Genomic DNA, 26,421 nt, shown 5'->3' with positions numbered 1-26,421 from the left:
GTCGCCGGGCGGACCGCGAGGTCGTCGCGGGTTACGTTGGTCGTCGAAGCCGTACCGGAGCCGACCGAACGGAGCCCGCGATGCCTTTCGCCCGCCTCTCGACCGCGACCACGCCGACGAGCCACATCGGCCTCGGTCTGGCCGCGGTGGGCCGCCCCGGCTACATCAACCTCGGCCGTGAGCAGGACCTCGGGGAGAACCGCAGCATCGAGGCCCTGCGCGAGCGCACCCACGAACTCCTCGACGCCGCCTACGCGCAGGGCGTGCGCTACATCGACGTGGCCCGCTCCTACGGCCGTTCGGAGGAGTTCCTCGCCGACTGGCTGGCCGCCCGCCCGGACGTCGTCGACGTGGTCGTCGGCAGCAAGTGGGGCTACACCTACACCGCCGGCTGGTCCACCGACGCGGAACGGCACGAGGTGAAGGACCACGGCCTGGCGACCTACGAGCGGCAGCGCGCCGAGACCGGCGAACTCCTCGGCGACCGGCTCGACCTCTACCAGATCCACTCGGTCACCCCGGACAGCCCGGCCCTCACCGACAAGGAGCTGCACGCCAGGCTCGCCGAGGCCGCCGCCGGCGGACTCACCGTCGGCTTCTCCACCAGCGGACCCGCCCAGGCCGACGCCATCCGGGCCGCCCTCGAGGTGGCGGTCGAGGGCGAGCCGCTCTTCCGCACCGTCCAGTCGACGTACAACGCCCTCGAGACCTCGGCCGGGCCCGCGCTGGCCGAGGCGCACGACGCCGGGCTGACCGTGATCGTCAAGGAGGGCATGGCCAACGGCCGGCTCGCCGCGCCGCACGCCCCGGAGATGCTGAGGTCGGTGGCCGAGGAGACCGGCCTCGGCTGCGACGCCGTGGCGCTCGCCGTGATCCTGCGCCAGCCCTGGGCCGGGGTCGTCCTCTCCGGCGCCGCGACGCTCGACCAGCTCGCCTCCAACCTGCACGCCGCCGTCGTGGACCTGGACGTGGACCAGCTCACCCGGCTCGCCACCCTGGTGGAGGACCCGGACGCCTACTGGGAGCGGCGCGGGCAGCTGCCCTGGCACTGACACACACCCGCTGCGAACCGGCTCCGACCAGCAGTCATGAGTCACGCATGCCCACAGTGAGACATCAATGTCTCATATGGACTATGCTTGTCTCATGGCCCTTGATCGTGACCATGTGCTGCGCAGCGCAGCCGCCCTGCTGACCCGCAAGTCCACCGCGACCATGGACGAGGTGGCCAAGGCCGCCGGGATCAGCCGGGCCACCCTGCACCGCCACTTCGCGGGACGCGACGCCCTCGTCCGGGCCCTGGAGGCGCTCGGCATCGCGGAGTGCGAGGCAGCCCTGGACGCGGCCCGCCTGGACGAGGGTCCGGCGGGCGAGGCCGTCGGCCGCCTGGTCCGCGCCATCGAACCCGCGGCCGGCCTGCTCGCCTTCCTCTACACCGAGAACCAGCTCTTCGAGGGCGAGGAGCAGAACCAGGGCTGGACCCGCCTCGACGAGCGCCTCACGAACCTGTTCCGGCGCGGCCAGGAGAGCGGCGAGTTCCGCATCGACCTGACCCCGGCCTGGCTCACCGAGGCGCTGTACGGCCTGCTGGCCTCCGCCGCATGGGCGGTCACGGAGGGCCGGGTGGCCGGCAAGGACTTCAGCCACATGGTCGTCGAGCTGCTGCTCGGCGGCGCACGACGTGCGAACGCACCGCGAAGAGAGGAATCATGACCAGCACCCTGCAGCCGGCCGGCACGACCGAGGCGGTGAAGCGCCCGGGCCGCTGGCTCGCGCTCTCGGTCCTCGTCCTGGCCGTGCTGCTGGTGGCCGTCGACGCCACGGTGCTCGGCCTCGCCACCCCCTACATCAGCGAGGACCTGCGCCCCACCGGCACCCAGCTGCTGTGGATCGGCGACGTCTACTCGTTCGTCATCGCCGGACTGCTGGTCTCCATGGGCAGCCTCGGCGACCGCATCGGCCGCAAGCGCATCCTGCTCGTCGGCGCCACGGCGTTCGGCGCGATATCCGTCCTGAACGCCTACGCGACCACACCCGGACTGATGATCCTGGCGCGGGCGCTGCTCGGTGTCGCGGGCGCCACCCTGATGCCCGCCACCCTCGCCCTGATCCGCAACCTCTTCCACGACGCGCGCGAGCGCAGCCTCGCCATCGGCATCTGGGGCGCCACCGCCTCCGCCGGCACGGCCGTCGGCCCCATCGCGGGGGGCTTCCTGCTGGAGCACTTCTGGTGGGGCTCGGTGTTCCTGATCAACCTGCCGGTGATGGCGGTGCTGGTCCTGGTCGGCATCCGCACGCTGCCCGAGTCCCGCAACCCCCGCCCCGGGCCCTGGGACCTGAGCAGTGTCGCGCTGTCCCTCGTCGGCATGATCGGCGTCGTGTACGCGGTCAAGGACGCCGCCGCGCACGGCCCGACCCCGGTCGCGCTGACCGCGGGCCTGCTGGGCGCGGCCGCGCTGTACGGGTTCGTGCGCCGCCAGCTCACCATGCCGGTCCCGCTGCTGGACATGCGCCTGTTCCGGCGCCGGGGCTTCAGCGGTGCGGTCCTCGCCGACCTGCTGACCGTGCTGGGCATGTCCGGCCTGGTGTTCTTCCTCTCCCAGTACCTGCAACTCGTCCAGGGCAGGCGGCCGTTCGAGGCGGGCCTGGCCGAACTCCCCGCGGCCGTGGGCGCGGTGGCGGCCGGCCTGGTGGCGGGCCGCGCGGCGCGCCGCTTCTCGGTGCGGGTGGTGGTCTCCGGAGGCCTCGCGGCGGTCGGTGCGGCCCTGGCCGTGCTGACGACGCTGAGCAGGTCGACGGGCTACCCGCTGCTCGGCGCCGCGCTGCTCGTCGTGGGCGTGGGCGCCGGGTTCTCCTTCACGGTGACGGCGGACGTCATCCTCGCCGGTGTCCCCAAGGACGAGGCGGGCGCGGCGTCCGCGGTCTCCGAGACGGCGTACGAACTCGGTGCCGCGCTGGGCATCGCCCTGCTGGGCTCCATCGTGACGGGCGCCTACCGCGGATTCACCGGCCCGGCCGGCACCCCGGCCCAGGCGCACGAGTCACTGGGCGGCGCGGTGGAGGCGGCGAGGGACATGCCGGCCCTCCCGGCGCAGCACATGCTGGACGCCGCCCGCGACTCCTTCGTCCACGGCCTCCACCTGGCCTCGGGCGCCGGAGCGGCGGTCCTGCTCGCCGCAGCAGCGGCGGCCTGGTTCCTCCTGAAGAACCAGAACCTGGAAAACACCGGCTGAGCCAAGCACCCCCAAAGGGGCGCGCGGAACTGCGCGACCAGCCAGGAAGCACCTGCAGGCGCGACGAAGCAGCACCCCCACGGCGGTGAATCGCCCAACCGCCGGAGGCCTACGCCGCCTTCGCCTTCGTCGCGTACATGTCGACGTACTCCTGCCCCGAGAGCCGCATGACCTCGGCCATCACCGAGTCGGTCACCGCCCGGAGCACGTAGCGGTCCCGGTCCATCCCCTCGTACCGGGAGAACTCCATCGCCTCGCCGAAGCGGACGGTCACCCGGCCGGGCCGCGGGATGCCCGCCCCGCCCGGCTGCAGCTTGTCCGTGCCGATCATCGCGAACGGGACCACCGGGGCGCCCGTCATCAGGGTGAGCCGGGCGATGCCGGTGCGGCCGCGGTAGAGGCGGCCGTCGGGGGAGCGGGTGCCTTCGGGGTAGATGCCGAAGATCCTGCCCTCCTCGAGGACGCGGCGCCCGGTCATCAGGGCCGCCACACCGCCGCGGCCGCCGTCGCGGTCCACCGGGATCATGCCGACGCCGGTGAAGAACCACGCCATGAGGCGGCCCTTGAGGCTCTTGCCGGTGACGTACTCGTCCTTGCCGATGAAGACGACCTGACGGTCGCAGACCAGAGGAAGGATCATCGAGTCGATGAAGGTCAGATGGTTGCCGGCCAGGATCACCGGCCCGTCCCCCGGGATGTGCTCCACGCCCTCCACCTGAGGGCGGAACATCAGACGCATGATCGGTCCGAGCACGGCCTTGATGAGCGCGAAGCGGGACAACGGGTCCTCCGATGTCGAGGTGGGCGATATGTGTCTGTGCAGGTGAGGACATTACTCGCGGCTCCGGGGGAAGCGCACATCGGGGAGGCCCGGTTCACCGAGGTCTTACGCACTGTTGACACTGGTTTACCTGCGGTGAAGCGCCGGAACTCAGGTGTGGCGTCCGGGTGGGCGATGTGACGGACATCGCGCGGAGCCCGCATGGTCCGGCTGCCCGCCCGGCGCCCGGCGACACCGACGTACCGTCAGATTACGCCGCCCGCCGGACATCCGGCGTCACCCGCGTGTTCGAACAAAGGTCTCCCGTACGTCACACCGGCACCCCTACGATCGGCGCGCACCGGCGCCCCGGAACCGGAGCGCCGGGTACGGACACCCAGCGAACGGCAGGAGGGCGCATGGACCGCATGGACGGCGACCGGGCGAACGAGGGGCAGCGGACCACGGGACGGCGGGCCGTGCTCGGCGCGGCGGTGCTCGGCGCGGGCGGGGCGGTCCTCGGACTGCCCGGCACCGCCCGGGCCGCCGGCGCCGGGACGGCCGCACACGGCGGGCACGGGCTGAAGGGCCTGCCGGTCCCGACGATCATCGGCCACCGGGGGGCCAGCGGCTACCGCCCCGAGCACACCTTCGGCTCCTACGAGCTGGCCCTCGACCTCGGCGCGGACATCGTGGAGGCCGGTGACCTGGTGCCCACCCGGGACGGCCATCTCGTCTGCCGGCACGAGCCGGAGATCGGCGGCACCACGGACGTCGCCTCGCACCCCGAGTTCGCCGGCCGCAGGACCACCAAGGTGCTGGACGGCGTCTCCACCACCGGCTGGTTCACCGAGGACTTCACCCTCGCCGAACTGAAGCGGCTGCGCGCCGTCGAGCGCATCCCGGCCAACCGGCCGCACAACACCCTCTACGACGGCCGCTGGGGGATCCCCACCTTCGAAGAGGTCCTGAAGTGGCAGGACGAGCAGACCCGCAGGCGGGGCAGGCAGGTCTGGATCTACCCGGAGACCAAGCACCCCACCTACTTCCGCAAGCTGGGCCTGGGCCTGGAGGAGCGGGTGGCGAAGCTGCTGCGCAAGCACGGCAAGGACGGCCGGAACGCGCCGGTGATCCTGCAGTCCTTCGAGCCGACCAGCATCCAGCGGCTGAACCGGCTCGTCGACAACCCGCTGCTGGTGCTGCTCTCCTCGGCGAACAGCCGCCCCTACGACTTCGTCGACACCGGCGACCCGCGCACGGTCGCCGACCTCATCGCGCCCAAGGGGCTGCGCGAGATCGCCGGTTACGCCCAGGGCATCGGCCCCACCCTCGACCTGGTCATCCCGAGGAAGGCGGACGGCACCCTCGCCGAGCCGAGCACGCTGGTCGCCGACGCGCACAAGGTCGGGCTGATCCTGCACCCCTACACCATGCGCAACGAGAACCCCTTCCTCCCGGCCGAGTACCGCAAGGGAAGCGCGGCGGACGCCTACGGTGACGCCTTCGGCGCCTTCGCCACCTACTTCGCCACCGGGATCGACGGCGTCTTCACCGACAACGCCGACACCGGCCTGCTCGCCCGGGCCGACTTCCTGGCCCGCTGACCCGCGGCCCACGTCAACGCCCAGCGGCCACGCACCCTTTCGGGGTGAGTGCGCGCCGTCCCGGAACCCGGCACCGGGGCGGCGCGTCGTTCCGCACATGACGCACGACCTGGTGGCCGCCCTGGGCCCCCTGCTCACCGCCGAGGCGTCGGCCGAGGCGCAGGCGGCCGGGAGCGACCCGGCCGACCTGGAACAGGCCGTCTGGCTGCGGCTCCTGGAGCGCCTGGCGGCCGCCGGCCCGCCGCCCGACCCGCACCGCTGGCTGCGCGGCGCGGTGCGCGCCGAGGCCCGCCGCGGCCGCCGTACCGCCCGGCGCGAGCGGCCGTACGCGGCCGAACCGGCCGACGACGCGCGCCCCGGTCCGGAGCAGTCCGCCCTCACCGCCGCCCGGCACCGCGCCCTGCGGGAAGCGGTCCGCGCACTGCCCGGGCGCTGCCCCCGGCTGCTGGCGGCGCTGCTCTCGCCGAAGGACCCGACATACCGGGAAATCGCCGGGGAGTTGGGTATCTCACAGGGCAGCCTCGGACCGGAACGCTCCAGATGTCTGGGATGTCTGCGGCGATTGCTCGCGCCGGAGGTTGCGGCCCGCGAAGCACGGGGATAGGAGTGTGGGACAACCGGCGATCAGGTGAGCGGGAGGCGTGCGCACATGGGCATGAGCGTGACCATCTCGGTGGCGACCGAGCAGGACGTGGAGCAGATCTTCAGACTCCAGTACCTGTGCTTCCAGGGCGAGGCGGCGCTGTACGGCAACTACCGCATCGACCCGCTCGTGCAGAGCCTCGACTCCGTCCGTCAGGAGGTCGTCGCCGACTGCGTGTTCGTCGCACGGCTCGGCGAGGAGGTGGTCGGCTCGGTGCGCGGCAAGGTGACCGAGGACGGCGCGGCCGCCATCGGCAAGCTCTGTGTCCACCCGCGGCTCCAGGGCCACGGCATCGGCGCGCGGCTGCTGCGCGCGGCCGAGACGGCGCTGTCCGAGCAGCGCGGCGCCACCCGCTTCCGCCTCCACACCGGGCACCGCAGCGAGGGCAACCTCCGGCTGTACCGCCGAGTCGGCTACGAGACGGTGGGCCGGTCCACGGGCGCCGACGGTGTGGAGCTGATCGTCCTGGAGAAGCGGGCCGGTACCTACGCGGCTACCGCGTGACGCGCTCGCGCGACCTGCGCAGCCAGTACATCGCCGACAGCGGCAGCAGCACCGGGATGAAGACGTACCCCATGCCGTAGTCGGACCACACGGTCGCGTCCGGGAAGGCGGAGGGGTCGACCAGGGTCCAGGTACCCACGATCAGCACGCCCGCGAGCTCGGCGGCACAGCACACCAGTGCCGCCCTGCGGGCCGTCTCCCCGCCCCGCACCAGCGAGTACGTGATGAACCCGTACACCAGGCCGGCCACCGCCGACAGCGAGTAGGCCAGCGGTGCCCGGTCGAAGTCCGTGGCGATCTGGTACACCGAGCGCGACACCGCCCCGACGACCATCACGCCGTAGAACCAGACCAGCAGCATGCCCGGACCGCTGATCAGCCGGTCCCGCTTCTCCTGAACCGCCGTCATCTCAGGCTCCCCAGATGTCATACAGCCGCACCTCCAGCACGGCGAGGACCACACCGCCGGCGGCCACCGTCACCGAGCCCCAGCGGGTCCGCTCGGCCAGCGACATGAAGCCCGCCGCCGGCACGCAGGCGAACGCGCCCAGCAGATACGCCACGAAGATCGCCGTGCCCTGCTCCGGCTTCTCGCCCCGCGCCAGCAGCACGACCCCGACGACCAGCTGGACCACGGCCAGCAGGGACACCACGGCCATGCCGATGAAGTGCCAGTCCTTGGTCGGCTGGTCCCGGTAGGCGGCCCAGCCGCACCAGGCGGCGAGCAGCAGCGCGGTGAGCCCGGTCACCAGCGTCAGGGCATTGAGCATGCGGTGACCCTATTACGGCGGAAACGGCCCGCCGCCGCCGACCCCGTCGTACGCCGTAGGGTCTAGACCATGACGATCCACGCACAAGCCCTCCTGTTCGACAACGACGGCACCCTCGTCTCCTCCCTCGAATCCGTCGAGCGCTGCTGGACGCGCTGGGCGCGGGAGTACGGGATCACGGCCGAGGAGTTCGGGCGCGTGGAGCTGCACGGGCGGCCCGCGGCGGAGATAGTCGCCGACCTGCTGCCCGCCCGCCTCGTCCCGGAGGCGGTCGCGCGGGTCGAGCAGCTGGAGGTGGAGGACGTGCCGGGCGGAGGGGTGCGGCTGCTGCCCGGGACGCGGGACTTCCTCGACTCGCTGCCCGCCGACCGCTGGGCCGTCGTGACCTCCGCCACCCGGCGGCTCGCGGAGGCGCGGCTGAACGCGGTCGGCATCCTGCCGAAGACGTTCGTCGCCGCCGACGACATCACCCGCGGCAAGCCCGACCCCGAGCCCTACCTGCTGGCGGCCCGGCAGCTCGGCGTGGACCCGGCCCACTGCGTGGTCTTCGAGGACGCGCCCGCCGGACTCCAGGCGGGCCGCGCCGCCGGCATGACCACCGTGGCGTTGACCACAACCCACCGGGCCGCCGAACTCCGGGCCGACCTGGTGGTCGGGGACCTCTCGGCCTTGTCCGCACTGGTCACCGACGAGGGAGTGGAGATCTCCGTCCGCGGCTGAGCGCGTCCCCTCACTGTCCATCGCTGTCCACTATGCGGACGGCGGTCGCCGGTCAGCACCGTCCCTCTGGTTTACTGATCGCATGACCACGACGAGCAGCCGCATCCCCGCGACCGAGGCGACCATGCCGCCCGGTGCTCGCTGTATGTGTCGAATGTGCGCCTTCTAGAGGGCCCCCGCACCACCTGAGCCTCGCGCCCCGAAGCGAGAGCCGTGGCCAGTCCCCGCCGCCGTCGCGGCACCGCGGACTGACGCCATCCCCACTGCCCCGAACGGCATGGGGAGCCCGCCGCGCACACGATGTTCTCCCCGGTTCCATCGCCACAGCGAGAACCGTGCCGCGTCCCTGACCGAATGCAACGAATGCACCCGTGCCCGGGCACACCCACGCCCGCGCACTCGACAGTGACGGAATCCCAGTGATCACCACATCGGGCCTGACCAAGGTCTACCGCTCCCGCGGCCGCGAGGTCACCGCCCTCGACGGCGTCGATCTCCACGTCCGCGAGGGCGAGGTCTACGGCGTCATCGGCCAGTCCGGCGCCGGAAAGTCCTCGCTCATCCGCTGCGTCAACCTGCTGGAGCGCCCCACCGCCGGCACCGTGACCGTCGCCGGACAGGACCTCACCGCCCTCGCCGGACACGGCCCGCGGGCCGGCCGGGAACTGCGCCGGGCGCGCAGCCGGATCGGCATGGTCTTCCAGCACTTCAACCTGCTCTCCACCCGGACCGTGCAGGACAACGTCGAGCTGCCGCTGGAGATCCTCGGCAAGTCCGGCAAGGAGCGCTCCCGCAAGGCCCTGGAACTGCTGGACCTGGTCGGCCTCGCCGACAAGGCGAAGGCCCACCCCGCCCAGCTCTCCGGCGGCCAGAAGCAGCGCGTCGGCATCGCCCGCGCCCTGGCCGGGGACCCCAAGGTGCTGCTCTCCGACGAGGCGACCAGCGCCCTCGACCCGGAGACCACCCGCTCGATCCTCCAGCTGCTGCGCGACCTGAACCGGCAGCTCGGCCTGACCGTCCTGCTCATCACCCACGAGATGGACGTCGTGAAGTCGATCTGCGACTCCGCCGCCCTCATGGACAAGGGCCGGATCGTGGAGTCCGGCACGGTCAGCGAGCTGCTGGCCACCCCCGGCTCCGAACTGGCCTCCGCCCTCTTCCCGGTCGGGGGCGAGGCCTCCGGCGCCGACCGGACCGTCCTGGACGTCACCTTCCACGGCGAGGCCGCCACCCAGCCGGTCATCTCCCAGCTCTCGCGCACCTACAACATCGACATCTCGATCCTCGGTGCCGCCATCGACACCGTCGGCGGACTCCAGATCGGCCGTATGCGCATCGAGCTGCCCGGCCGCTACGAGGACAACGTGGTGCCGGTCGGATTCCTGCGCGAGCAGGGCCTGCAGATCGACGTCGTCGGCCACGAGGGCCAGGAGCCCGTGCTGGTGAAGGAGGGTGCGAAGTGACCTGGTCCGAGATGTGGTCGCTGCTGGAACCGGAGTGCTGGAACACCGCCTACATGGTGGGCTGGTCCACGCTCATAGCCATCGCCGGCGGTCTGCCGCTGGGCATCCTGCTCGTGCTCAGCGAGCGCGGCGGGCTGCTGCAGAACGTCGTGGTGAACAAGGTCCTCGGGCAGGTCGTGAACATCACCCGCTCCATGCCGTTCATCATCCTCATGGTCGCCCTGACCAGCTTCACCCGGTGGGTCACCGGCACCAGCATCGGCCGTGACGCGGCCATCGTGCCGCTGGCCATCGGCGCCATCCCGTTCTTCGCGCGCCTCGTCGAGACGGCCGTCCGCGAAGTGGACGGCGGGCTCGTCGAAGCCGTGCAGTCCATGGGCGGCAACACCCTCACCATCGTCCGCAAGGTCCTGGTGCCGGAGGCCCTGCCCTCGCTGATCGCCTCCGCGACCACCACCCTCGTCGCCCTCATCGGCTACTCCGCCATGGCGGGCACCGTCGGCGCCGGCGGCCTCGGCGACCTCGCCGTCCGCTACGGCTACCAGCGCTTCGAGACCGGCCTGATGTGGGTGATCGTGGCGATCCTCGCCGTGGTCATCTCCCTCATCCAGTTCGCCGGCGACTTCGCGGCCCGCGCCCTGCACCACCGCGGCACCCGCTCCGGCCCCGCGCCGAGGCTCCGCCTGCTCAAGGCGAAGGAGCCCGCGGCCGCCGACGTCACCGAGGTCGCCTGAGCGCCACCGCCCCCCGAACTCCCCGTGCACCCATCACGGGGCCGCACCACCCTTAAGGAAAGGCACTTTTCGTGCGTAACACCGCCAAGCTCACCACCGCCGTCCTCGCCGTCGGAGCCCTCACCCTCGGGCTCAGCGCCTGCGGCTCCGGCAAGGACTCCGCCGGCTCCTCCGACTACAGCGGCCCGCTGGTCGTCGCCGCGAGCCCGACCCCGCACGCCGAGATCCTGAACTTCGTCAAGCAGAACCTGGCGAAGAAGGCGGGACTCGACCTGGAGGTCAAGGAGTTCACCGACTACATCACGCCGAACACGGCGACCGAGGACGGCTCGGTGGACGCCAACTACTTCCAGAACCAGCCGTACCTCGACGACTTCAACAAGAAGCGCGGCACCCACATCGCCCCCGTCGTCACGGTGCACCTGGAGCCGCTCGGCCTCTACTCCCACAAGGTCAAGAAGGCCGACGCCCTGAAGAGCGGTGCGACCGTCGCCGTCCCGAACGACGCCGTCAACGAGGCCCGTGCCCTGAAGCTGCTCGCCGCCAACGGGCTCATCACCCTCAAGGACGGCGTCGGCACCGAGGCCACCCCGCGGGACATCACCAAGAACCCGAAGAAGCTCCAGTTCAAGGAGGTCGAGGCGGCCCAGACCGCACGCTCCCTGGACGACGTGGACGCCGCGGTGATCAACGGCAACTACGCCATCTCCTCCGGCATCAAGCCCGCCAAGGAGGCGCTGGTCCTGGAGTCCGCGAAGAACAGCCCGTACGGCAACTTCCTCGCGGTCGAGGAAGGCAACGAGAAGGACCCCCGGGTCAAGAAGCTCGCCAAGCTGCTGACCTCGCCCGAGGTGAAGAAGTTCATCGAGGACAAGTACCAGGGCTCGGTCATCCCGTCCTTCTGAGCCCATATCGCCACGCACGGGGCCCGCTTCCCCACATGGTGGGGTACCCCCACGCCTTTCGGGCCGTGGGGGAGGGCCCCGTTGTGCGATTCGGTGCTTTCATGCTGCATGCTGGGCAGTTCAGCAGCCCCTGCAGGTTCTTCCGAAGGTTACGGAGCGGCGCATGAGTAGCACCTTCCCCAACATCTCCATCAGCACGGAGCGGTTGGTGCTGCGGCCCCTCGACGAGGACGACGTGCCCGCGATGGCCGAGATGATGAACGACGAGCAGGTCGCCGCCTGGACCGACGTACCGCAGCCGTTCACCGAGAACGGCGCCCGGCACTGGATCACCGCGTACGCGCCCGCCGAACGCGCCGCGGGCCGGGGCCTGGACCTCGCGGTCACCGAGTTCCTCACCCAGCGCCTGGTCGGCATCGTCCAGCTGACCAGGACCAACTGGCACGTCCGCGCCACCGAGCTGTCGTACATCATCGCGCCCTGGGCCCGCGGCGAGGGCTACGCGTCCGAGGCCGCGCTCGCCACCGCCCACTGGCTCTTCGGCGACCAGAAGTTCGAGCGCATCGAGCTGCGCACGGCCGCCGACAACACCGCCTCCCAGCAGGTCGCCCAGAAGATCGGCTGCATCAGCGAGGGCGTGCTGCGCAACGCCTGCATAGCCCACGTCCGCACCGCGGACGGCACCTGGACCGACAGCCGTACCGACTTCATCGTCTGGAGCCTGCTGCCGGAAGACCTCGAAGGCGGCGACGAGCAGTTCGCCGACACCGGGGGTTTCAGCTCCTACGCCGACTGGAACTGACCCCACCGGGGCCGTGCGCACGCTCCGCACCGCCCCCACCGCGCGTCCGCCGGCTTCACCGGGTACGCTCACGGAGCCCACTCAGGGCCCCGTACCCCAGACGACCTGCGAAAACGGAGACTGACGACGATGGCCGACCGGGTCACGGTGATCGGCTGGGACGGCTCGCCGCCGACCGAAGCGGCACGCGCCGCCCTCGGTGCCGCCACGCTCGTGGCGGGCGCGGCCCACCACCTGGAGCTCCCCGAGATCCCGCCCGCCGCCGAACGCGTCCGCCTCGGCAGCGTCGCCCTCGCCGCCCGCCGCGTCGCCGCGCACCGCGGCACCGCGGTCGTGCTGGCCGACGGCGACCCCGGTTTCTTCGGCGTCGTACGGACCCTGCGCGCACCGGAGTTCGGGCTGGAGGTCGAGGTCGTCCCCGCCGTCTCCTCCGTGGCCGCCGCCTTCGCCCGCGCCGGCATGCCCTGGGACGACGCCCAGGTGGTCGTCGCCCATCCCCGCACCCTGCGCCGCGCCGTCAACGTGTGCCGGGCCCACACCAAGGTCGCCGTCCTCACCTCACCGGGCGCCGGCCCCGCCGAACTCGGCCTCCTGATGGAGGGAGTGCACCGGACCTTCGTCATCTGCGAGGAACTCGGCACCGCACGCGAACAGGTCACCGTCGTCACGTCCGACAAGGCCGCCGACCACACCTGGCGCGACCCCAACGTCGTCATCGTCGTCGGCGGCCGGGCGACGACGGCCGGGGACGGCGGCTGGATCGCCGGCCGCGACCCGGGCGCCGGGCCGCGCGGCTGGGTGCGGCCGGACGAGGAGTACGGCGCGCCCGGTGACCTCGGCGAGGGCGAGACCCAGCTGCTGCGGGCCGCCCAACTCGCCCGCCTCGGCCCCCGCGTCGGTGACCTCGTCTGGGACATCGGCTGCGGCAGCGGCGCGTTGGCCACCGAGGCCGCGCGCGCCGGAGCCGCCGTCATCGCCGTCGACCGGCTGCCCGACGCCTGCGCCCGGACCGAGGCGGCCGCGCGCCGCTTCGGCGTCCAGCTCCAAGTGGTCCACGGCGCCGCCCCGCACGTCCTCGAGAACCTGCCCGAACCCGACGTCGTCCGCGTGGGCGGCGGGGGAGCGGCCGTGGTCTCCGCGGTCGCCGACCGCCGGCCGCAGCGCATCGTCACCCACGCCGCCACCCGCGACGAGGCCGAACTCGTCGGGCGCGGCCTGACCGAGCACGGGTACCGGGTCGAGTGCGCCCTGCTGCAGTCCGTCGAACTGGACACCAGGGCCTGGACGGAGACCGAGCGGAACGTCGCGTTCCTGCTCACGGGGGAGATCCAGCGGCGCGAAGCGCCTCGCTGACGGGCGGCGGCCGGACGACGGGACGGGCCCGGCCGATCGCGCCCCGTGATCCTGTTGTCGTACCGCGCGCGGTAGGCTGGCCGATCGTTGTGCCGTACCGGTGGCCCGGAGCTTCGTTCATCAATGTCCGGAAAGCGCGCCCGTTTTGGGGTGGGTGTGGTACGGCAGAACCCGAGGACGCGCAACGTGGCGCAGTCCACAGCGGGCTGTCGCGGATCATGCTGTCGCGACGGCGGAACGGCCGGGACAATGCCACTGAATGGCTTTGTCGCCTTTTCCGGGCGGTCGTTCGTGCCGCTGGGCACGCACGCTCGTTCTTGACTACGGGGCGGTCGGTGCGCCGTTCCGGGTGAGCTGGTCGTAGAGAAGCACTAACCGATGGGCGAGGGGTACGCATGACCGACACCGGGCAGGTCCCGGCCGAGGGACAGCCGGAGAGCGCAGGCATGGTGGAGCAGCCGGGCGTCCCCGCGCACGGCGCGTACACCTACCTCTCCGAGCTTCCCGCCGAGGACGAAGACCTGCTGCTGCCGGGTGCTCAGGGCGCCTGGGGCAACGAGGTTCCGCCGCCCGCGCCGGAACCGGTCGTCGAGACCTTCCACGAGCCGGGTCCGCACGAGACGGCCGGCCGGGACAGCGGCTCCGTCGACCTCAGCGGCGTCCGGCTGCCCGACTCGGGTCCGGCGTCCGTACCCCCTTCCCCCATCCTCTCGGCCCCCCACGACGCGACGGCGGCGCCCCAGCAGCAGCGCCGGCCGCTGCACCTCGGTCCGCCGATCCCCGACGCCTCCGCCAGCCCGGTCCGCTCCCTCGCCGACCGCGGCCCCGCCGGAGCGCCGGTCCGGCATTCCGGCCCTGCCACGACCGGGCTCGAGTACCTCGACGTCCAGGCCCTGCCCGGCGTGGCCCCGCAGAGCGCGGCCCCCTGGGGCGCCGCGCCCGCCGCCGTGGCCCAGGTCGACGCCCAGGTCCCGGCTGCGGAAACGGTTGCTCCGGCCGCCGGGCCCGAGCCGGTCGCCGGCGCCGCCCAGGCCGCGGTGGCCCGCCTCACCACCCAGGTGGCCGCGCAGGCACCCGCCGAGGAGCCCCAGGACGACGCCGTGGCCCAGGATGTGCACGGTCACGACGGGGTCCAGCCCGCGCTCGGTCACGACGGGGTGTACGTCGCCGCGGCGGACCAGGGGCAGGAGGCCCAGGGCGGTCCGCTGCCGACGGACGCCGGCCAGGAACCGCAGGCCGCGTCCGGCGCCGGTGCGGACGAGCCGCCCGTGGTGGAGGCACCGCCGGTGGCGGAGACCGACGGAGCGGTGTCCGAGGCCGAGGCCGCGGAAGCGGTGCAGGGCGCCGAGCCCGGACAGCCGGTCGCGGGTCCGCACGCCGCCGACCTCGCGGACCAGGCCGCTCCGGGCACGCCGGCGCAGGCCGCGGAGGACCCCGAGGCGCCGCCCGCGCCCGCGCCCGCGGTACCGGCCGAGGCCGCCGAACCCCTCCAGCCGGGGGAGAACGCCCCGGTCGCCGCCGAACCCCTCCAGCCGGAGGAGAACGCCCCGGTCGCCGCCGAGGCACTGCCCGCCGGGGACGCCCCGGACGTGGACGTGGCGTCCGGCGCCGTCCCGGAAGCCGCCGACGCCGTTTCCGCACCCGGTGCCGATCCGGTGGCGGAGGCCGCCGCCGCCACGCCTCAGGGCGGCACCGAGCCGGCCGAAGCGGTTCAGCCGGCCGAAGCCGTCGCCGCGCAGGCCGCAGCTCCCCTCGAGGTGCCCGACGCGGTCGAGGCGCCCGCCGAGGACCAGCCCGCCGCGCCGGTCGGGATCCCCTCCGCCGTGCCCGTAGCGGCCGAGGCCGCCGCACCCGCCCCCGCCGTGGAGCCGCTGCCGGCACCCGAGCAGGCACAGGCGTCCGAGCCGGACCGGGTCCCCGAGCCGCCCCGGACTCCCGACCCGGTCCAGGCCCCCGAGCCGGCGCACGGCGCCGAAGCGGCCCCGGCCGCCCAGTCCGGCGCCCCGGCGCCCGAGGCCGAGACCGCCCCGCCGGTCACCGAGGCAGCCGCGCCCGCCGTCCCGCAGGCGCAGGACCCGCAGCTCACCGTGCCCGCCGCCGAGGACGGCGACGCGGCGACCGCCCCGCAGCAGCCCCAGGCCGTCGAGGAGCAGCCCCAGGTCCAGCCCGCCGAGGACGGCGCCGTTCCGGCCGCCACCGACGGCATGCCGGCCCCGACCACCGGCCCCGGCGTGCCCTCCGGCCCGCAGCAGCAGCCCGTCGAGCCGGTGCCCGCCGAGCAGACGTCCGCCGGGCCGGCGACCGTCGAGGCAACGCCCGCACCGGTCGCCGCCGAAGCCGGGGCGCCGCCCGCGCCCGCCGGAGAGCGGGACCCGGCCGCGCCGGCCGAGCCCCTGCCCTCCGCCGTGCCGCTGCAGCCGCACCCCGAGCAGCCGCTCGGCGAGTTCGTTCCCGTGGACGGCCAGGTGCCGACCACCCCGCACCTGGCCCCCACCCCGCCGCACCCCGTCGTGCTGCCCGCCCAGGACCAGCCGGAGCCCGTGGCCACCGTGCCCGCGCCCCGCGAGGCCGAGCCCGTCGCGGCACCGGTCGCGCAGGACGCCGACGCCGCTCCCGCCGTCGTACAGCCCGACGTCGTACAGCACGCGGAGGACCTGCTGACCACGGCCGCCGACCAGGAGGAGGGCACGGCCGCGGTGGAGGAGCCGAGACGGTCCGCCGGACCCGCCGCGCCCGCCTACGACGACGCCGAGCGCGAGGCCGTCCTGAAGGTGATGCGCGAACGCCGCGACATCCGCAACGGCTTCCGCGGTGACCCGATCCCGCACGAGGTGCTGCTGCGCGTCCTGGAAGCCGCCCACACGGCGCCCTCCGTGGGCCACTCCCAGCCCTGGGACTTCGTGGTCATCCGCTCCGCCGACACCCGGCGGGCCATGCACGAACTCGCCATGCGCCAGCGGGACGCCTACGCCAAGTCGCTGCCCAAGGGCCGGGCCAAGCAGTTCAAGGAACTGAAGATCGAGGCCATCCTCGACACCCCGGTGAACATCGTCGTCACCGCCGACCCCACCCGCGGCGGCCGCCACACCCTGGGCCGGCACACCCAGCCGCAGATGGCCCCGTACTCCGCCGCGCTCGCGGTGGAGAACCTGTGGCTCGCCGCGCGCGCCGAGGGCCTCGGCGTCGGCTGGGTCAGCTTCTTCGACGAGCGCGAGATGGTCCGCGCCCTCGGCCTGCCCGAGCACCTCGAGGTCATCGCCTACCTGTGCGTCGGATACGTCGACGAGTTCCCGGACGAACCCGAGCTGATGCAGGCCGGCTGGTCCAAGCGGCGCCCGCTGTCCTGGGTGGTGCACGAGGAGACGTACGGCCGCCGCGCCCTGCCCGGAGAGGAACCCCACGACCTGCTTGCCGAGACCGTCGCACAGATCCGCCCGCTCGACGCCAAGGCCCTCGGCGAGGCCTGGGAGCGTCAGAAGCGCATGACCAAGCCGGCCGGCGCGCTCGGCATGCTGGAGATCATCTCCGCCCAGCTGTCCGGGCTGTCCCGGCAGTGCCCGCCGCCGATCCCGGAGCCCGCGGCCGTCGCGATCTTCGCCGGCGACCACGGGGTGCACGCCCAGGGCGTGACCCCCTGGCCGCAGGAGGTCACCGCGCAGATGGTGGCGAACTTCCTCGGCGGGGGAGCGGTGTGCAACGCCTTCGCCGGCCAGGTCGGCGCCGAGGTGTGCGTCGTGGACGTCGGTGTGGCCGCCGACCTGCCGGCCACGCCCGGACTGCTGCCCCGCAAGATCCGCGGCGGCACCTCCGACATGACCACCGGCCCGGCGATGACCCGCGAGGAGGCCAAGGCCGCCATCGAGGTCGGCATCGAGACCGCCCGCGACCTGGTGGCGGCCGGCAACAAGGCGCTGCTCACCGGTGAGATGGGCATCGCCAACACCACCGCGTCCGCCGCGCTGATCTCGGTGTACACCGGCGCCGACCCGGCCGAGGTCACCGGCCGGGGCACCGGCATCAACGACGAGACGCTGGCCCGCAAGACCGAGGTCGTCCGCCGCGCCCTGGAACTGCACCAGCCGGACCCGGCCGACCCGATCGGCGTCCTGTCGGCGCTCGGCGGCTTCGAGCACGCGGCCCTGGTCGGCCTGCTCCTCGGCGGCGCCTCGCTGCGGACGCCGGTGATCCTGGACGGCGTCAGCGCCGGCGCGGCGGCCCTGGTCGCCCGCGCGATCGCCCCCGAGGTCCTCGCGGCCTGCATCGCCGGCCACCGCAGCGCCGAGCCCGGCCATGTGGCGGCGCTCAACAAGCTGGGCCTGCGCCCCCTGGTCGACCTCGACCTCCGCCTCGGCGAGGGCACCGGCGCCCTGCTGGCCCTGCCCCTGGTCCAGAGCACCGCCCGCGCGATGCACGAGGTGGCCACGTTCGACTCGGCGGGCGTCACGGAGAAGTAGCGGCCCCGCGGGCGGTCCGGTGTTCAGCTGCCGGACCGCCCGTGCCCCGTTCGCTCCCACGTCTTAAAATCCGCACGTCAGGGCCGCTCCAACGCCGCGGCGCGCCCATCGCAGAGCTGCACGAGGAGCCCTCCCTCATGGCCGAACATCCCGCCTACCCCGTAGGCCTCCGCCTCTCCGGCCGCCGCGTGGTCGTCCTCGGCGGCGGACAGGTCGCCCAGCGCCGCCTCCCTGCGCTGATCGCGGCAGGCGCCGACATCGTCCTCGTCTCCCCGGAGGCCACGCCCTCCGTCGAGGCCATGGCCGACGGCGGCGAGATCATCTGGCAGCGCAGGCCGTACGCCGAGGGCGACCTCGCGCAGGCCTGGTACGTCCTCATCGCCACCAGCGACGCCGAGACCAACGCCGCCGCCTCCGCCGAGGCGGAGCGCAACCGCGTCTGGTGCGTACGCTCCGACGACGCCGACCAGGCGACCGCCTGGACCCCGGCGACCGGACACAGCGAGGGCGTCACGGTGGCCGTCCTCACCACCGACGCCCGCGGCCGCGACCCCCGGCACACGGCGGCCGTCCGCGACGCGGTGGTCGAGGGCCTGCGCGACGGCACGCTCGTCGCCCCGCACCACCGCACCCGCACCCCCGGGGTCGCGCTGGTCGGCGGCGGCCCCGGTGACCCGGACCTGATAACCGTGCGGGGCCGCCGTCTGCTCGCCGAGGCCGACGTGGTCATCGCCGACCGCCTGGGCCCCCGCGACCTGCTCGCCGAACTCCCGCCGCACGTCGAGGTCATCGACGCGGCGAAGATCCCCTACGGCCGCTACATGGCCCAGGAGGCCATCAACAACGCCCTGATCGAGCACGCCAGGCAGGGCAGGTCGGTGGTCCGGCTCAAGGGCGGCGACCCGTTCGTCTTCGGCCGCGGCATGGAGGAGGTCCAGGCGCTCGCCGAGGCCGGCATCCCGTGCACGGTCGTGCCCGGCATCTCCAGCTCCATCTCCGTGCCCGGCGCGGCCGGCATCCCGGTCACCCACCGGGGCGTGGCCCACGAGTTCACCGTGGTCAGCGGCCATGTCGCCCCCGACGACGAGCGCTCCCTGGTCGACTGGCCGTCCCTGGCCCGGCTGACCGGCACGCTGGTGATCCTGATGGGCGTCGACAAGATCGGGAAGATCGCCGACACGCTCGTCGCGCACGGCAGGCCGCCGCAGACCCCCGTCGCCCTCGTCCAGGAGGGCACGACGGCCGCGCAGCGCCGCGTCGACGCCACCCTCGCCACGGTCGCCGAGACCGTACGCGCCGAGGACGTCAGGTCCCCGGCGGTCATCGTCGTGGGCGAGGTCGTGAACGTGGGCCCCGAACCCGCGGTCTGACCAGGCACGACCCGAAGCAGCACCCGGGGCGTCCCGCCCTCTTCCCCGCCGCCGGCAACCGACCCACCCCAGGACAAGGCAGTATCACCCCGTGGCCGAGCTCATCACCATCGAGGACCCCGACGACCCGCGCCTGCGTGACTACACGGGCCTGACCGACGTCGAGCTGCGCCGCAGGCGCGAGCCCGCCGAGGGCCTGTTCATCGCCGAGGGCGAGAAGGTCATCCGAAGGGCCAAGGACGCCGGGTACGAGATGCGGTCCATGCTGCTCTCGGCCAAGTGGATCGACGCCATGCGGGACGTCATCGACGACACGCGGGCGCCGGTGTACGCGGTCACCCCGGACCTGGCCGAGCGGGTCACCGGTTACCACGTGCACCGCGGCGCCCTCGCCTCCATGCAGCGCAAGCCGCTGCCGACGACGGCGGAACTGCTGCGGAGCGCCCGGCGGGTCGTGGTCATGGAGGCGGTCAACGACCACACCAACATCGGCGCGATCTTCCGTTCCGCGGCCGCCCTCGGCATGGACGCGGTGCTGCTCTCACCCGACTGCGCCGACCCGCTGTACCGGCGGAGCGTGAAGGTCTCGATGGGCGCGGTCTTCTCCGTGCCCTACGCCCGCCTGGAGACCTGGCCCAAGGGCCTGGACCCGGTCCGCGAGGCCGGCTTCGCCCTCCTCGCGCTCACCCCCGAGGCCAAGGCCCGCACCCTCGACGAGGTCGCCCCGCACCGCATGGACCGGGTGGCCCTGATGCTCGGCGCCGAGGGTGACGGCCTGTCCGCGAAGGCGCTGGCCGCCGCCGACGAGTGGGTGCGCATCCCAATGGCCCACGGCGTCGACTCCCTGAACGTCGGCGCGGCCGCCGCGGTGGCCTTCTACGCCACTCGTCAGAGGTCCTGACCGACCGCGGAGGACCGGAGGCGGGCGCCGTCCCGCGGGAGGCGGGTCCAGGACACGGAACGGCATCTCCCCGCGAGCGGCCCGTTTTTCGTGCCTTCCGGGGGTACACGAGCGCCGAACCCACTGGAGAGCGGCGTCAGGAGTGCCATGCGCGTCAAGGTCGGATCCCTCAAGACCAGATCACTCGGCAGGCGCCTGCACCGCTGTGCCCGTGAGGTGTTCGGCTGGGAGAGTCTGCGCCCGCCCCAGCTCGCCGCCATGACGGCCGTGATAGAGGGCCGCGACACCATCGTGGTGATGCCGACGGGTGCGGGGAAGTCCGCCGTGTACCAGGTGCCGGGCGTGCTGCTGGACGGGCCGACCGTCGTGGTCTCGCCCCTGATAGCGCTCCAGCGTGACCAGGTCGCCCATCTCTCCGGCATCGAGGCGTTCGACGCCTCGGCCGTCAACTCCGCGCAACGCGCGAGTGACAACGAGGCCGTGTGGGAGCGCGTACGCGAGGGCAGTCTGGACTTCCTGTTCGTCTCGCCCGAGCAGCTCGCGAAGGACGAGGTGGTGGAACAGATCGCCGCGGCCGCTCCCGCGCTGATGGTCGTCGACGAGGCACACTGCGTGTCCACCTGGGGATACGACTTCCGGCCCGACTACCTGTCCCTGTGCCATGTGCGCGAGCGCATCGGCCGGCCTCCGCTCCTCGCCCTCACCGCCAGCGCGGCGGCTCCCGTGCGGGCGGACATCGTGGAGCGGCTCGGCATGCACGAGGTGCACGAGGTGGTCGCCGGGTTCGACCGCCGCAACATCACGCTGGAGGTCGTGCGGCACCGGCAGAACGCGGAGAAGCGCCGGTGGGTGGTGGAACGGGCCGCCGCCGAGGCCAAACCGGGCATCGTCTACGCGGGAACGCGGCGGGAGACCGAGGAGTACGCGCGGGAGCTGTCCGCGCTCGGGTTCGACAGCGCCGCCTACCACGCGGGCCTGCCGGCGGCCGAGCGCAGCCGGACGCACGACCGCTTCCGGGACGGCGAACTCGACGTGGTCGTCGCCACCTCCGCGTTCGGGATGGGCATCGACAAGCCGAACATCCGCTTCGTGCTGCACGCATCGGTGCCGGGTTCCCTCGATACCTACTACCAGGAGATCGGCCGGGCGGGTCGCGACGGAGAACCGTCGACGGCGATCCTCGCGTACCGGCCCGAGGATCTCGGCGTCCAGCGGTTCCGGACCGGCGCCGCCCCCGACCCGGAGGCGCTGGGCGGGCTGATCGACGCGGTGCGCGAGCACCGGGGACCGGTCACGGCCACAGCTCTGCGCGAACGCACCGGCCTGTCCCAGACGCCGCTGACGTCGATGCTGCACCTGTTGGAAGAAGCGGGAGCCGTGACGACGGAGAAGCGCGGCGGTGTTCGCGCCGTGCCCGGGGCGCGGCGGGACGTGTGCGTCCGCGAGGCGATGCGGATCGCTTCCGCCCGAGTCGACCTGGAGCGTTCCCGGGTGGAGATGATGCGGGCGTTCGCGGAGACGAACGGCTGTCGCCGGCGGCACATGCTCGGGTACTTCGGTGAGAGCCTGGCGGACGGCGAATGCGCGGGCTGCGACACATGCACCCGTGCACGGGAGTTGAGGGACGATCCCGCACGGCCGGGAGACATCCTGTCCGGTACGGGCCCGGACCCGCTGGAACCCGTGGCGGCCGACGGCGCCTTCCCGCCCGGGACGCGGGTGGGGCACAGCGCGTGGGGTGAGGGCGAGGTGATGAGCGAGGAGGGGAACAGGATCACGGTTCTCTTCGAGAGCGTGGGCTATCGCACGCTGTCCCTCCCCACCGTCCAGGCCCGGGGCCTGCTGACGCCGGTTTCGCCCGTCGCGACGACGGGCTGACCCCCCCCCGCACCGTCGGCGCGTCTCGCGCCCACACCCGGCTCGCGCGCGCCCGGACGGAGGCGTTCGAAGTCGCGTCCGTGCCAGACCCGGGGCATGGACCGCCGTTCGGCACACGGCCTCTTACGCAGGGGTCCCTGCCTCCAGGCGCACCCCGTGGGTATGCGGCACCGGCTCCTCGCCGGTCGCCGCCCGCGGGTCCGGCTGCGCGTGCTGCTGCCGCCGCCCGTCGTCGCCCAGACCGCGCGCCGGACCCTGGCAGCCCTGCGCGACCGCGATGCCGAGCGCGACCAGCAGCGTCACCACGACGAACACGAACAGCCGCTGCCGCAGCAGCCGCGGATTGGCCGGCCGCAGCCGGCTTCCCGTCGGGCGCGGCGCCGGCCGCCCGGTACCGCTGCGCGGAGCGGGCCGGCTGCCGGAGCGCGGGCCGCCGCCGCGCGGGGGCGGGGTGGACCGGGCCGCGCCCGGCCGTGAGGCCACCCCGCCGCTCCGCGGAGCGCTGCCGCCGCGGGCGGCCGCACCGCCCCTGGCGGGCGTGTTCCCGCGCGGCACCGGAGTGCCGGGAGCCGTGCGCCGCTGGGCGCGCTGCTGCTCGGGGTAGGTGTCGACGAGCCGGCCGGTCGGCAGGTCCGCCTCCGCGGTGCGAGGCCCGGGCGGCCGTACGTCGGCCAGGCCCTGTGCCTCGCGGGCGGCGATCTCCTTGAGCCGGAGCGAGAGTTGCAGCGTGCTCGGGCGGTCGTCGGGGTCCTTGGCCAGACAGGCCCGGACCAGCGGGGCGAGGGCGTCCGGCACACCGTGCAGCTGCGGCTCCTCGTGCACCACGCGGTACAGCATCACCTCGGAACTGCCCTGCCCGAACGGCGAGTCGCCGGTCGACGCGTAGGCCAGCGTCGCCCCCAGCGAGAACACGTCGGTCGCCGGGGTCACGGCGGCGCCGCGCACCTGCTCGGGGGCGAGGAAGCCCGGCGAGCCGACCGCCGTTCCGACGTGGGTGAGCGTGGAGGCCCCGGTGGCCCAGGCGATGCCGAAGTCGATGATCCGTGGCCCCTTCGGGGACAGCAGGATGTTGGACGGCTTCAGGTCCCGGTGCACGACGCCGGCCTCGTGCACGGCGACCAGCCCCTCGGACAGGGCCGCGCCGATCGCCGCCGCGTCGGCCGCGCCGAGCGGGCCGTCGTCGGCGACCTTGTCGTGCAGGGAGGGTCCGGGCACGTACTGCGTGGCGAACCAGGGCCGCTCGGCCTCCAGGTCCGCGGCGACCAGCCGGGCCGTGCAGCCGCCCCTGATCCGCCGGGCCGCCGAGACCTCGCGGGCGAAGCGCGACCGGAACTCCTGGTCCTCCGCCAGATCGGGCCGGATCACCTTGAGCGCGACCCGCTGCCCCTTCTTGTCGGAGCCGAGGTAGACCACGCCCATCCCGCCCGCGCCGAGCCGTCGGTGAAGCCTGAACGAGCCGACGACGCGCGGGTCCTCGCGCCTCAGGCGCATCATCGCCATGTTCATCCCCGCTGCCCGGTCCCTGTGACGTGGCACAGCTTACGTTTCCACGGCCGCCCGCGCGCATAGGCCGCGCCCTCTCGGCCCGAGGGATTGTCCACCTCGGACGGGCGAGGTGAGGCAAGGTCAGGAAGCCGTCCCCGTCGGGGGCATTGAGGCCGGGACGCCCCCAATCCGGCCTTGTCACAGGTGTGTTGACCGGGGTCGCCGCGACCCGGCGCAGTCCCCGGCGGCCGGGACGCGGCACCCGCGCCCGGACCGGACCGCGCCCGGCGGGGCCGGCCACCGGACGATCAGGACACCCGCCGCCGACCGCCCGGAAACGGAGGAAGTGATCGAACTCACTCGAAGTGACGCACCGGCGGGTCCGGACATGACGGGACACAGCGGACGCCCCCTCCGGGAAGACCCCGAGAGTCAGGTTCATGTCTCCACCCAGGGGAGTACTCCGCCGGTCGTCGCTCATCCTCCGGGAGGCCCGCCAATCGGTACGAGGGCATGACGCCCGCCCCGCGCCGCGCGCCTAGATTTGAGGTCAAGCGGCGGGTGGCAGCACTCGTCCCCCGAGGTCAGACACCCGCCGCTGCTGGCACAGGATCCAGTGAGACAGAGACGGTCAGGAGAGGGACCATGGCCCACACGGCACCACGGCGCACCACGTTCGCCCCCCGCCGCACGGGCCGTCGCCACCCGATGGTGGCGACGCTCATGGCCCTCCCCCTGGCGGCCCTGCTCCTGCTCGTCTTCGACGGCTGGGAGACGGTGGCCACACAGGCGTCGTCCGTGGGTGTGATGCTGGGGCGCTGAGCGGCGACCCCAGGCCCGGAAGAGCGGTCCGGGCGGGGACATCCATCCATGAAACCCCGTGGGGACGGGGGTGCGGCGGACGGCACAAATGCCGGCGCAGCTGGGGAGCTGCGCCGGCATTACGCCGTTCCCCGACCCGCGCAGGCATTGCGCCGTTCCCCGCCCCGGCTACGAGCACCGCCCCACTGGACTGCGGGCGCGCACCAGGCCCCGCGTGGCGGCGGCCGGCGCCCCGCCCAGCAGCAGGCATCCGCCCGCCCGGCTTCGGGCAGCATCCGCCCCGCCCGGCTTCGGGCACGTGGGCCACCCGGCTTCGGGTACCGGGCCCGCGTAGCCGCGGGCATGCGTGCCGCCAGGGGCGGCACGGGTGGGCGGTGGGGGAGGCACCCCGCAAGCGCGGGTGAGCGAAACACCCTGCGGCCGGCAACGGCACGGCCCACCTCCCAGCACCGCCCATCCCGACCCCACCGAGCCCAGGACGCCGCCCACCACCCCAGCTCCGCCCACCCCAGGCGTACGCTCACCCCGCGCACTCCAACACCCCCGAGGCCGAAGCAACGCCGTGACCCTCCTGACCGCCCTGGCCCAAGAGGCCGTCGCCGCCGCCCACCCCCACCCCCGCGGAGCCCCCTGCCCCTGCCCGGGCGCAACCCTCGCCGACCGCCCCGACGCCACCGTCGTCCGCCACGCCGGCATCGTCGCCAAGGCCCACGCCCCGGACACCGACGCCGCCGGCCTCACCCTCCGCCTGGCCGCCGCGGCCCGCGTCCCGGACGTCCTCCTGCCCCCGCTCACCACCGCCGCCACAGTCCTGCACGACCGCCTCGTCACCCTCTGGCCGTACGGCGCCCCCGTCGACCCGGACGACCCCGACGCCGCCCCCTGGGAGGCGGCCGCCACCCTCCTCGCGCGCCTGCACCGAACGGCCCCCGGTGACGGCGTCTCCCCACCCCCGATGCGCGGCCCGCTCAAAGCCGCCCACGCCATCGCCCGCCTGCGCGCGTCCCTGGGTGCCGCCCCGCATCCGGCCGGAACCCCCGTCCTCCGCGCCTGGGCCGCGCTCCCCGCCTGGGCCCGCGCGGAGGCCCCCATGCCCGGCACCCCCGCCCTCTGCCACGGCGACCTGCACCTCGGCCAGCTCGTGCGGCACCCGGCGCCCGACGGCCCCTGGCGGCTGATCGACGTGGACGACCTCGGCCTCGGCGTCCCGGCCTGGGATCTCGCCCGCCCCGCCGCCTGGTACGCCTGCGGCCTGCTCCCGCCCGACGAGTGGGCCCGGTTCCTGGCCGCCTACCGCGAGGCCGGCGGCCCCGCCGTACCGGCGGACGGCGACCCCTGGCCCGCTCTGGACGTCCCCGCCCGCGCGCTCACCGCGCAGACCGCGGCCCGCGCCCTCACCAAGGCGATCGCCGCCGGCCGCCCGCTGGACGAGGTGGAGCAGGCCCTGGTCGACGCCTGTGCCCGAATGAGTCCCGTACCCCGCCAGTTGAAGCCCGGTTTCCCGGCGTAGGGTGCAACCGACCGGGGCCGCACGGAGTCTGTCCTGGGGAAACACGAAGCAGGACCTACCGGCGAGGAGTTGAGCCGACCATGCAGTGTCCGAAGTGCCATGCGCCGATGCACACCTACAACCGCAACGGCGTCCAGATCGAGCAGTGCAGCGGCTGCCGCGGCATATTCCTCGACTACGGCGAGCTGGAGTCGCTGACCCGCCTGGAGTCCCAGTGGTCCCAGCCGGCGCCCCCGCCCCCGGCCGCCCCGCAGGCGTACCCGGCGCCGTCCGCTCCCGCCTGGGGCGCGCCGCACGGCGGTGGCCACCACGGCGGCCACTACGGCGGTCACCACCGCCACAAGAGCTTCGGCCACATGCTGTTCTCCAGCTGAGCCCGGACCACGAAGAAGCCCCCGGCCGTACGAGACGGCCGGGGGCTTCTTGCTGTGTGGACGATACTGGGATTGAACCAGTGACCTCTTCCGTGTCAGGGAAGCGCTCTCCCGCTGAGCTAATCGTCCGCGGGCT

23 protein-coding genes and 1 tRNA gene are annotated in these 26,421 nt (G+C 73.6%); 19 read left to right on the top strand and 5 right to left on the bottom strand.

Annotated elements, in window-relative coordinates; translation table 11 throughout:
* Window positions 1-80: 80 nt before the first annotated feature.
* The 3 genes from ACWCPN_RS10800 to ACWCPN_RS10790 all read left to right on the top strand — a co-directional run bounded on the left by ACWCPN_RS10800 (window position 81) and on the right by ACWCPN_RS10790 (window position 3,233).
* Window positions 81-1,052 (top strand): aldo/keto reductase, encoded by a 972-nt coding sequence (locus ACWCPN_RS10800; RefSeq protein WP_451204208.1) that lies wholly within the window; start codon window positions 81-83, stop codon window positions 1,050-1,052.
* 94 nt (window positions 1,053-1,146) lie between these two features.
* Window positions 1,147-1,713 (top strand): TetR/AcrR family transcriptional regulator, encoded by a 567-nt coding sequence (locus ACWCPN_RS10795; protein ID WP_365122765.1) that lies wholly within the window; start codon window positions 1,147-1,149, stop codon window positions 1,711-1,713.
* Complete coding sequence (locus ACWCPN_RS10790) at window positions 1,710-3,233, top strand: MFS transporter (RefSeq protein WP_451204206.1); 1,524 nt, start codon at window positions 1,710-1,712, stop codon at window positions 3,231-3,233. The genes ACWCPN_RS10795 and ACWCPN_RS10790 overlap by 4 nt, the downstream gene beginning before the upstream one ends.
* Before the next feature lie 109 nt (window positions 3,234-3,342).
* Here the strand turns inward: ACWCPN_RS10790 and ACWCPN_RS10785 are convergent, their stop codons facing one another.
* Window positions 3,343-4,014, bottom strand: a complete 672-nt coding sequence (locus ACWCPN_RS10785) for a lysophospholipid acyltransferase family protein (protein ID WP_250401287.1) — start codon at window positions 4,012-4,014, stop codon at window positions 3,343-3,345.
* Between the two features lie 398 nt (window positions 4,015-4,412).
* Between ACWCPN_RS10785 and ACWCPN_RS10780 the strand changes: the two genes are divergently transcribed.
* From ACWCPN_RS10780 to ACWCPN_RS10770, 3 genes are all read left to right on the top strand, one after another.
* Window positions 4,413-5,597: a glycerophosphodiester phosphodiesterase gene (locus ACWCPN_RS10780; protein ID WP_451204204.1), complete on the top strand. Its 1,185-nt coding sequence runs from the start codon at window positions 4,413-4,415 to the stop codon at window positions 5,595-5,597.
* 97 nt (window positions 5,598-5,694) lie between these two features.
* On the top strand, window positions 5,695-6,201 hold the full coding sequence (locus tag ACWCPN_RS10775) for a sigma-70 family RNA polymerase sigma factor (RefSeq protein WP_451204202.1): 507 nt from the start codon (window positions 5,695-5,697) through the stop codon (window positions 6,199-6,201).
* 45 nt (window positions 6,202-6,246) lie between these two features.
* Window positions 6,247-6,744 carry a GNAT family N-acetyltransferase gene (locus ACWCPN_RS10770; RefSeq protein WP_199209836.1) on the top strand — a complete coding sequence of 166 codons (498 nt, stop codon included), beginning with the start codon at window positions 6,247-6,249 and terminating at the stop codon, window positions 6,742-6,744.
* Here ACWCPN_RS10770 and ACWCPN_RS10765 read toward each other — a convergent pair.
* Together ACWCPN_RS10765 and ACWCPN_RS10760 are read right to left on the bottom strand one after the other, a co-directional pair.
* Window positions 6,734-7,153 carry a hypothetical protein gene (locus tag ACWCPN_RS10765; protein WP_365122775.1) on the bottom strand — a complete coding sequence of 140 codons (420 nt, stop codon included), beginning with the start codon at window positions 7,151-7,153 and terminating at the stop codon, window positions 6,734-6,736. The genes ACWCPN_RS10770 and ACWCPN_RS10765 overlap by 11 nt on opposite strands.
* Before the next feature lies 1 nt (window position 7,154).
* Entirely contained in the window at window positions 7,155-7,514 is a 360-nt protein-coding gene (locus ACWCPN_RS10760) for a hypothetical protein (protein ID WP_199209834.1), read from the bottom strand.
* 69 nt (window positions 7,515-7,583) lie between these two features.
* Here ACWCPN_RS10760 and ACWCPN_RS10755 point away from each other — a divergent pair, with 69 nt between their 5' ends.
* The 10 genes from ACWCPN_RS10755 to ACWCPN_RS10710 all read left to right on the top strand — a co-directional run bounded on the left by ACWCPN_RS10755 (window position 7,584) and on the right by ACWCPN_RS10710 (window position 22,094).
* On the top strand, window positions 7,584-8,234 hold the full coding sequence (locus ACWCPN_RS10755; RefSeq protein WP_365122780.1) for an HAD family hydrolase: 651 nt from the start codon (window positions 7,584-7,586) through the stop codon (window positions 8,232-8,234).
* 419 nt (window positions 8,235-8,653) lie between these two features.
* Entirely contained in the window at window positions 8,654-9,697 is a 1,044-nt protein-coding gene (locus ACWCPN_RS10750; RefSeq protein WP_451204200.1) for a methionine ABC transporter ATP-binding protein, read from the top strand.
* On the top strand, window positions 9,694-10,431 hold the full coding sequence (locus ACWCPN_RS10745) for a methionine ABC transporter permease MetI (RefSeq protein ID WP_199209831.1): 738 nt from the start codon (window positions 9,694-9,696) through the stop codon (window positions 10,429-10,431). The genes ACWCPN_RS10750 and ACWCPN_RS10745 overlap by 4 nt, the downstream gene beginning before the upstream one ends.
* A gap of 71 nt (window positions 10,432-10,502) precedes the next feature.
* Window positions 10,503-11,336 (top strand): MetQ/NlpA family ABC transporter substrate-binding protein, encoded by an 834-nt coding sequence (locus ACWCPN_RS10740; RefSeq protein ID WP_451204198.1) that lies wholly within the window; start codon window positions 10,503-10,505, stop codon window positions 11,334-11,336.
* Between the two features lie 163 nt (window positions 11,337-11,499).
* Window positions 11,500-12,138, top strand: coding sequence for a GNAT family N-acetyltransferase (locus tag ACWCPN_RS10735; protein ID WP_392294434.1), 639 nt, complete (start codon window positions 11,500-11,502; stop codon window positions 12,136-12,138).
* Between the two features lie 129 nt (window positions 12,139-12,267).
* Window positions 12,268-13,491, top strand: coding sequence for a precorrin-6y C5,15-methyltransferase (decarboxylating) subunit CbiE (gene cbiE / locus ACWCPN_RS10730; protein WP_451204195.1), 1,224 nt, complete (start codon window positions 12,268-12,270; stop codon window positions 13,489-13,491).
* A gap of 395 nt (window positions 13,492-13,886) precedes the next feature.
* A complete protein-coding gene (gene cobT, locus ACWCPN_RS10725) occupies window positions 13,887-17,945 on the top strand; it encodes a nicotinate-nucleotide--dimethylbenzimidazole phosphoribosyltransferase (RefSeq protein WP_451204193.1) in 4,059 nt (1,352 codons plus the stop codon).
* 137 nt (window positions 17,946-18,082) lie between these two features.
* Window positions 18,083-19,315, top strand: coding sequence for a uroporphyrinogen-III C-methyltransferase (gene cobA, locus ACWCPN_RS10720; RefSeq protein WP_451204191.1), 1,233 nt, complete (start codon window positions 18,083-18,085; stop codon window positions 19,313-19,315).
* Between the two features lie 91 nt (window positions 19,316-19,406).
* Window positions 19,407-20,216 carry a TrmH family RNA methyltransferase gene (locus tag ACWCPN_RS10715; RefSeq protein WP_451204189.1) on the top strand — a complete coding sequence of 270 codons (810 nt, stop codon included), beginning with the start codon at window positions 19,407-19,409 and terminating at the stop codon, window positions 20,214-20,216.
* Between the two features lie 147 nt (window positions 20,217-20,363).
* Window positions 20,364-22,094, top strand: a complete 1,731-nt coding sequence (locus ACWCPN_RS10710; RefSeq protein ID WP_451204187.1) for a RecQ family ATP-dependent DNA helicase — start codon at window positions 20,364-20,366, stop codon at window positions 22,092-22,094.
* Between the two features lie 123 nt (window positions 22,095-22,217).
* Here ACWCPN_RS10710 and ACWCPN_RS10705 read toward each other — a convergent pair whose 3' ends face one another.
* Window positions 22,218-23,600 (bottom strand): protein kinase domain-containing protein, encoded by a 1,383-nt coding sequence (locus ACWCPN_RS10705; protein WP_451204185.1) that lies wholly within the window; start codon window positions 23,598-23,600, stop codon window positions 22,218-22,220.
* A gap of 624 nt (window positions 23,601-24,224) precedes the next feature.
* On the opposite strand from ACWCPN_RS10705, the gene ACWCPN_RS10700 reads away from it, so the two are divergent.
* The 3 genes from ACWCPN_RS10700 to ACWCPN_RS10690 all read left to right on the top strand — a co-directional run bounded on the left by ACWCPN_RS10700 (window position 24,225) and on the right by ACWCPN_RS10690 (window position 26,285).
* Complete coding sequence (locus ACWCPN_RS10700) at window positions 24,225-24,401, top strand: hypothetical protein (RefSeq protein WP_199209825.1); 177 nt, start codon at window positions 24,225-24,227, stop codon at window positions 24,399-24,401.
* Window positions 24,402-24,963: 562 nt separating this feature from the next.
* Window positions 24,964-25,911 carry a phosphotransferase family protein gene (locus tag ACWCPN_RS10695; RefSeq protein WP_451204182.1) on the top strand — a complete coding sequence of 316 codons (948 nt, stop codon included), beginning with the start codon at window positions 24,964-24,966 and terminating at the stop codon, window positions 25,909-25,911.
* A gap of 80 nt (window positions 25,912-25,991) precedes the next feature.
* The gene (locus ACWCPN_RS10690) at window positions 25,992-26,285 is read left to right on the top strand and encodes a TFIIB-type zinc ribbon-containing protein (protein WP_451204180.1); all 294 of its coding nucleotides are present in this window, start codon (window positions 25,992-25,994) and stop codon (window positions 26,283-26,285) included.
* A 57-nt stretch (window positions 26,286-26,342) separates the two neighbouring features.
* Here ACWCPN_RS10690 and ACWCPN_RS10685 read toward each other — a convergent pair.
* Window positions 26,343-26,414 (bottom strand) — tRNA-Val (locus ACWCPN_RS10685).
* Window positions 26,415-26,421: the final 7 nt, after the last annotated feature.

This window comes from Streptomyces sp. NPDC002386 (assembly GCF_053593175.1).
Note: the sequence above shows the minus strand (reverse complement) of the source record. Positions and strands in the feature narration are given on the sequence as shown.

Bases quoted from the DNA above. Each gene is read 5' to 3' on its own strand.
- ACWCPN_RS10800 (WP_451204208.1), top strand. From the start codon at position 81: ATGCCTTTCGCCCGCCTCTCGACCGCGACCACGCCGACGAGCCACATC.
- ACWCPN_RS10795 (WP_365122765.1), top strand. From the start codon at position 1,147: ATGGCCCTTGATCGTGACCATGTGCTGCGCAGCGCAGCCGCCCTGCTG.
- ACWCPN_RS10790 (WP_451204206.1), top strand. From the start codon at position 1,710: ATGACCAGCACCCTGCAGCCGGCCGGCACGACCGAGGCGGTGAAGCGC.
- ACWCPN_RS10780 (WP_451204204.1), top strand. From the start codon at position 4,413: ATGGACCGCATGGACGGCGACCGGGCGAACGAGGGGCAGCGGACCACG.
- ACWCPN_RS10775 (WP_451204202.1), top strand. From the start codon at position 5,695: ATGACGCACGACCTGGTGGCCGCCCTGGGCCCCCTGCTCACCGCCGAG.
- ACWCPN_RS10770 (WP_199209836.1), top strand. From the start codon at position 6,247: ATGGGCATGAGCGTGACCATCTCGGTGGCGACCGAGCAGGACGTGGAG.
- ACWCPN_RS10765 (WP_365122775.1), bottom strand. From the start codon at position 7,153: ATGACGGCGGTTCAGGAGAAGCGGGACCGGCTGATCAGCGGTCCGGGC.
- ACWCPN_RS10760 (WP_199209834.1), bottom strand. From the start codon at position 7,514: ATGCTCAATGCCCTGACGCTGGTGACCGGGCTCACCGCGCTGCTGCTC.
- ACWCPN_RS10755 (WP_365122780.1), top strand. From the start codon at position 7,584: ATGACGATCCACGCACAAGCCCTCCTGTTCGACAACGACGGCACCCTC.
- ACWCPN_RS10735 (WP_392294434.1), top strand. From the start codon at position 11,500: ATGAGTAGCACCTTCCCCAACATCTCCATCAGCACGGAGCGGTTGGTG.
- cbiE (WP_451204195.1), top strand. From the start codon at position 12,268: ATGGCCGACCGGGTCACGGTGATCGGCTGGGACGGCTCGCCGCCGACC.
- cobT (WP_451204193.1), top strand. From the start codon at position 13,887: ATGACCGACACCGGGCAGGTCCCGGCCGAGGGACAGCCGGAGAGCGCA.
- cobA (WP_451204191.1), top strand. From the start codon at position 18,083: ATGGCCGAACATCCCGCCTACCCCGTAGGCCTCCGCCTCTCCGGCCGC.
- ACWCPN_RS10710 (WP_451204187.1), top strand. From the start codon at position 20,364: ATGCGCGTCAAGGTCGGATCCCTCAAGACCAGATCACTCGGCAGGCGC.
- ACWCPN_RS10705 (WP_451204185.1), bottom strand. From the start codon at position 23,600: ATGAACATGGCGATGATGCGCCTGAGGCGCGAGGACCCGCGCGTCGTC.
- ACWCPN_RS10700 (WP_199209825.1), top strand. From the start codon at position 24,225: ATGGCCCACACGGCACCACGGCGCACCACGTTCGCCCCCCGCCGCACG.
- ACWCPN_RS10690 (WP_451204180.1), top strand. From the start codon at position 25,992: ATGCAGTGTCCGAAGTGCCATGCGCCGATGCACACCTACAACCGCAAC.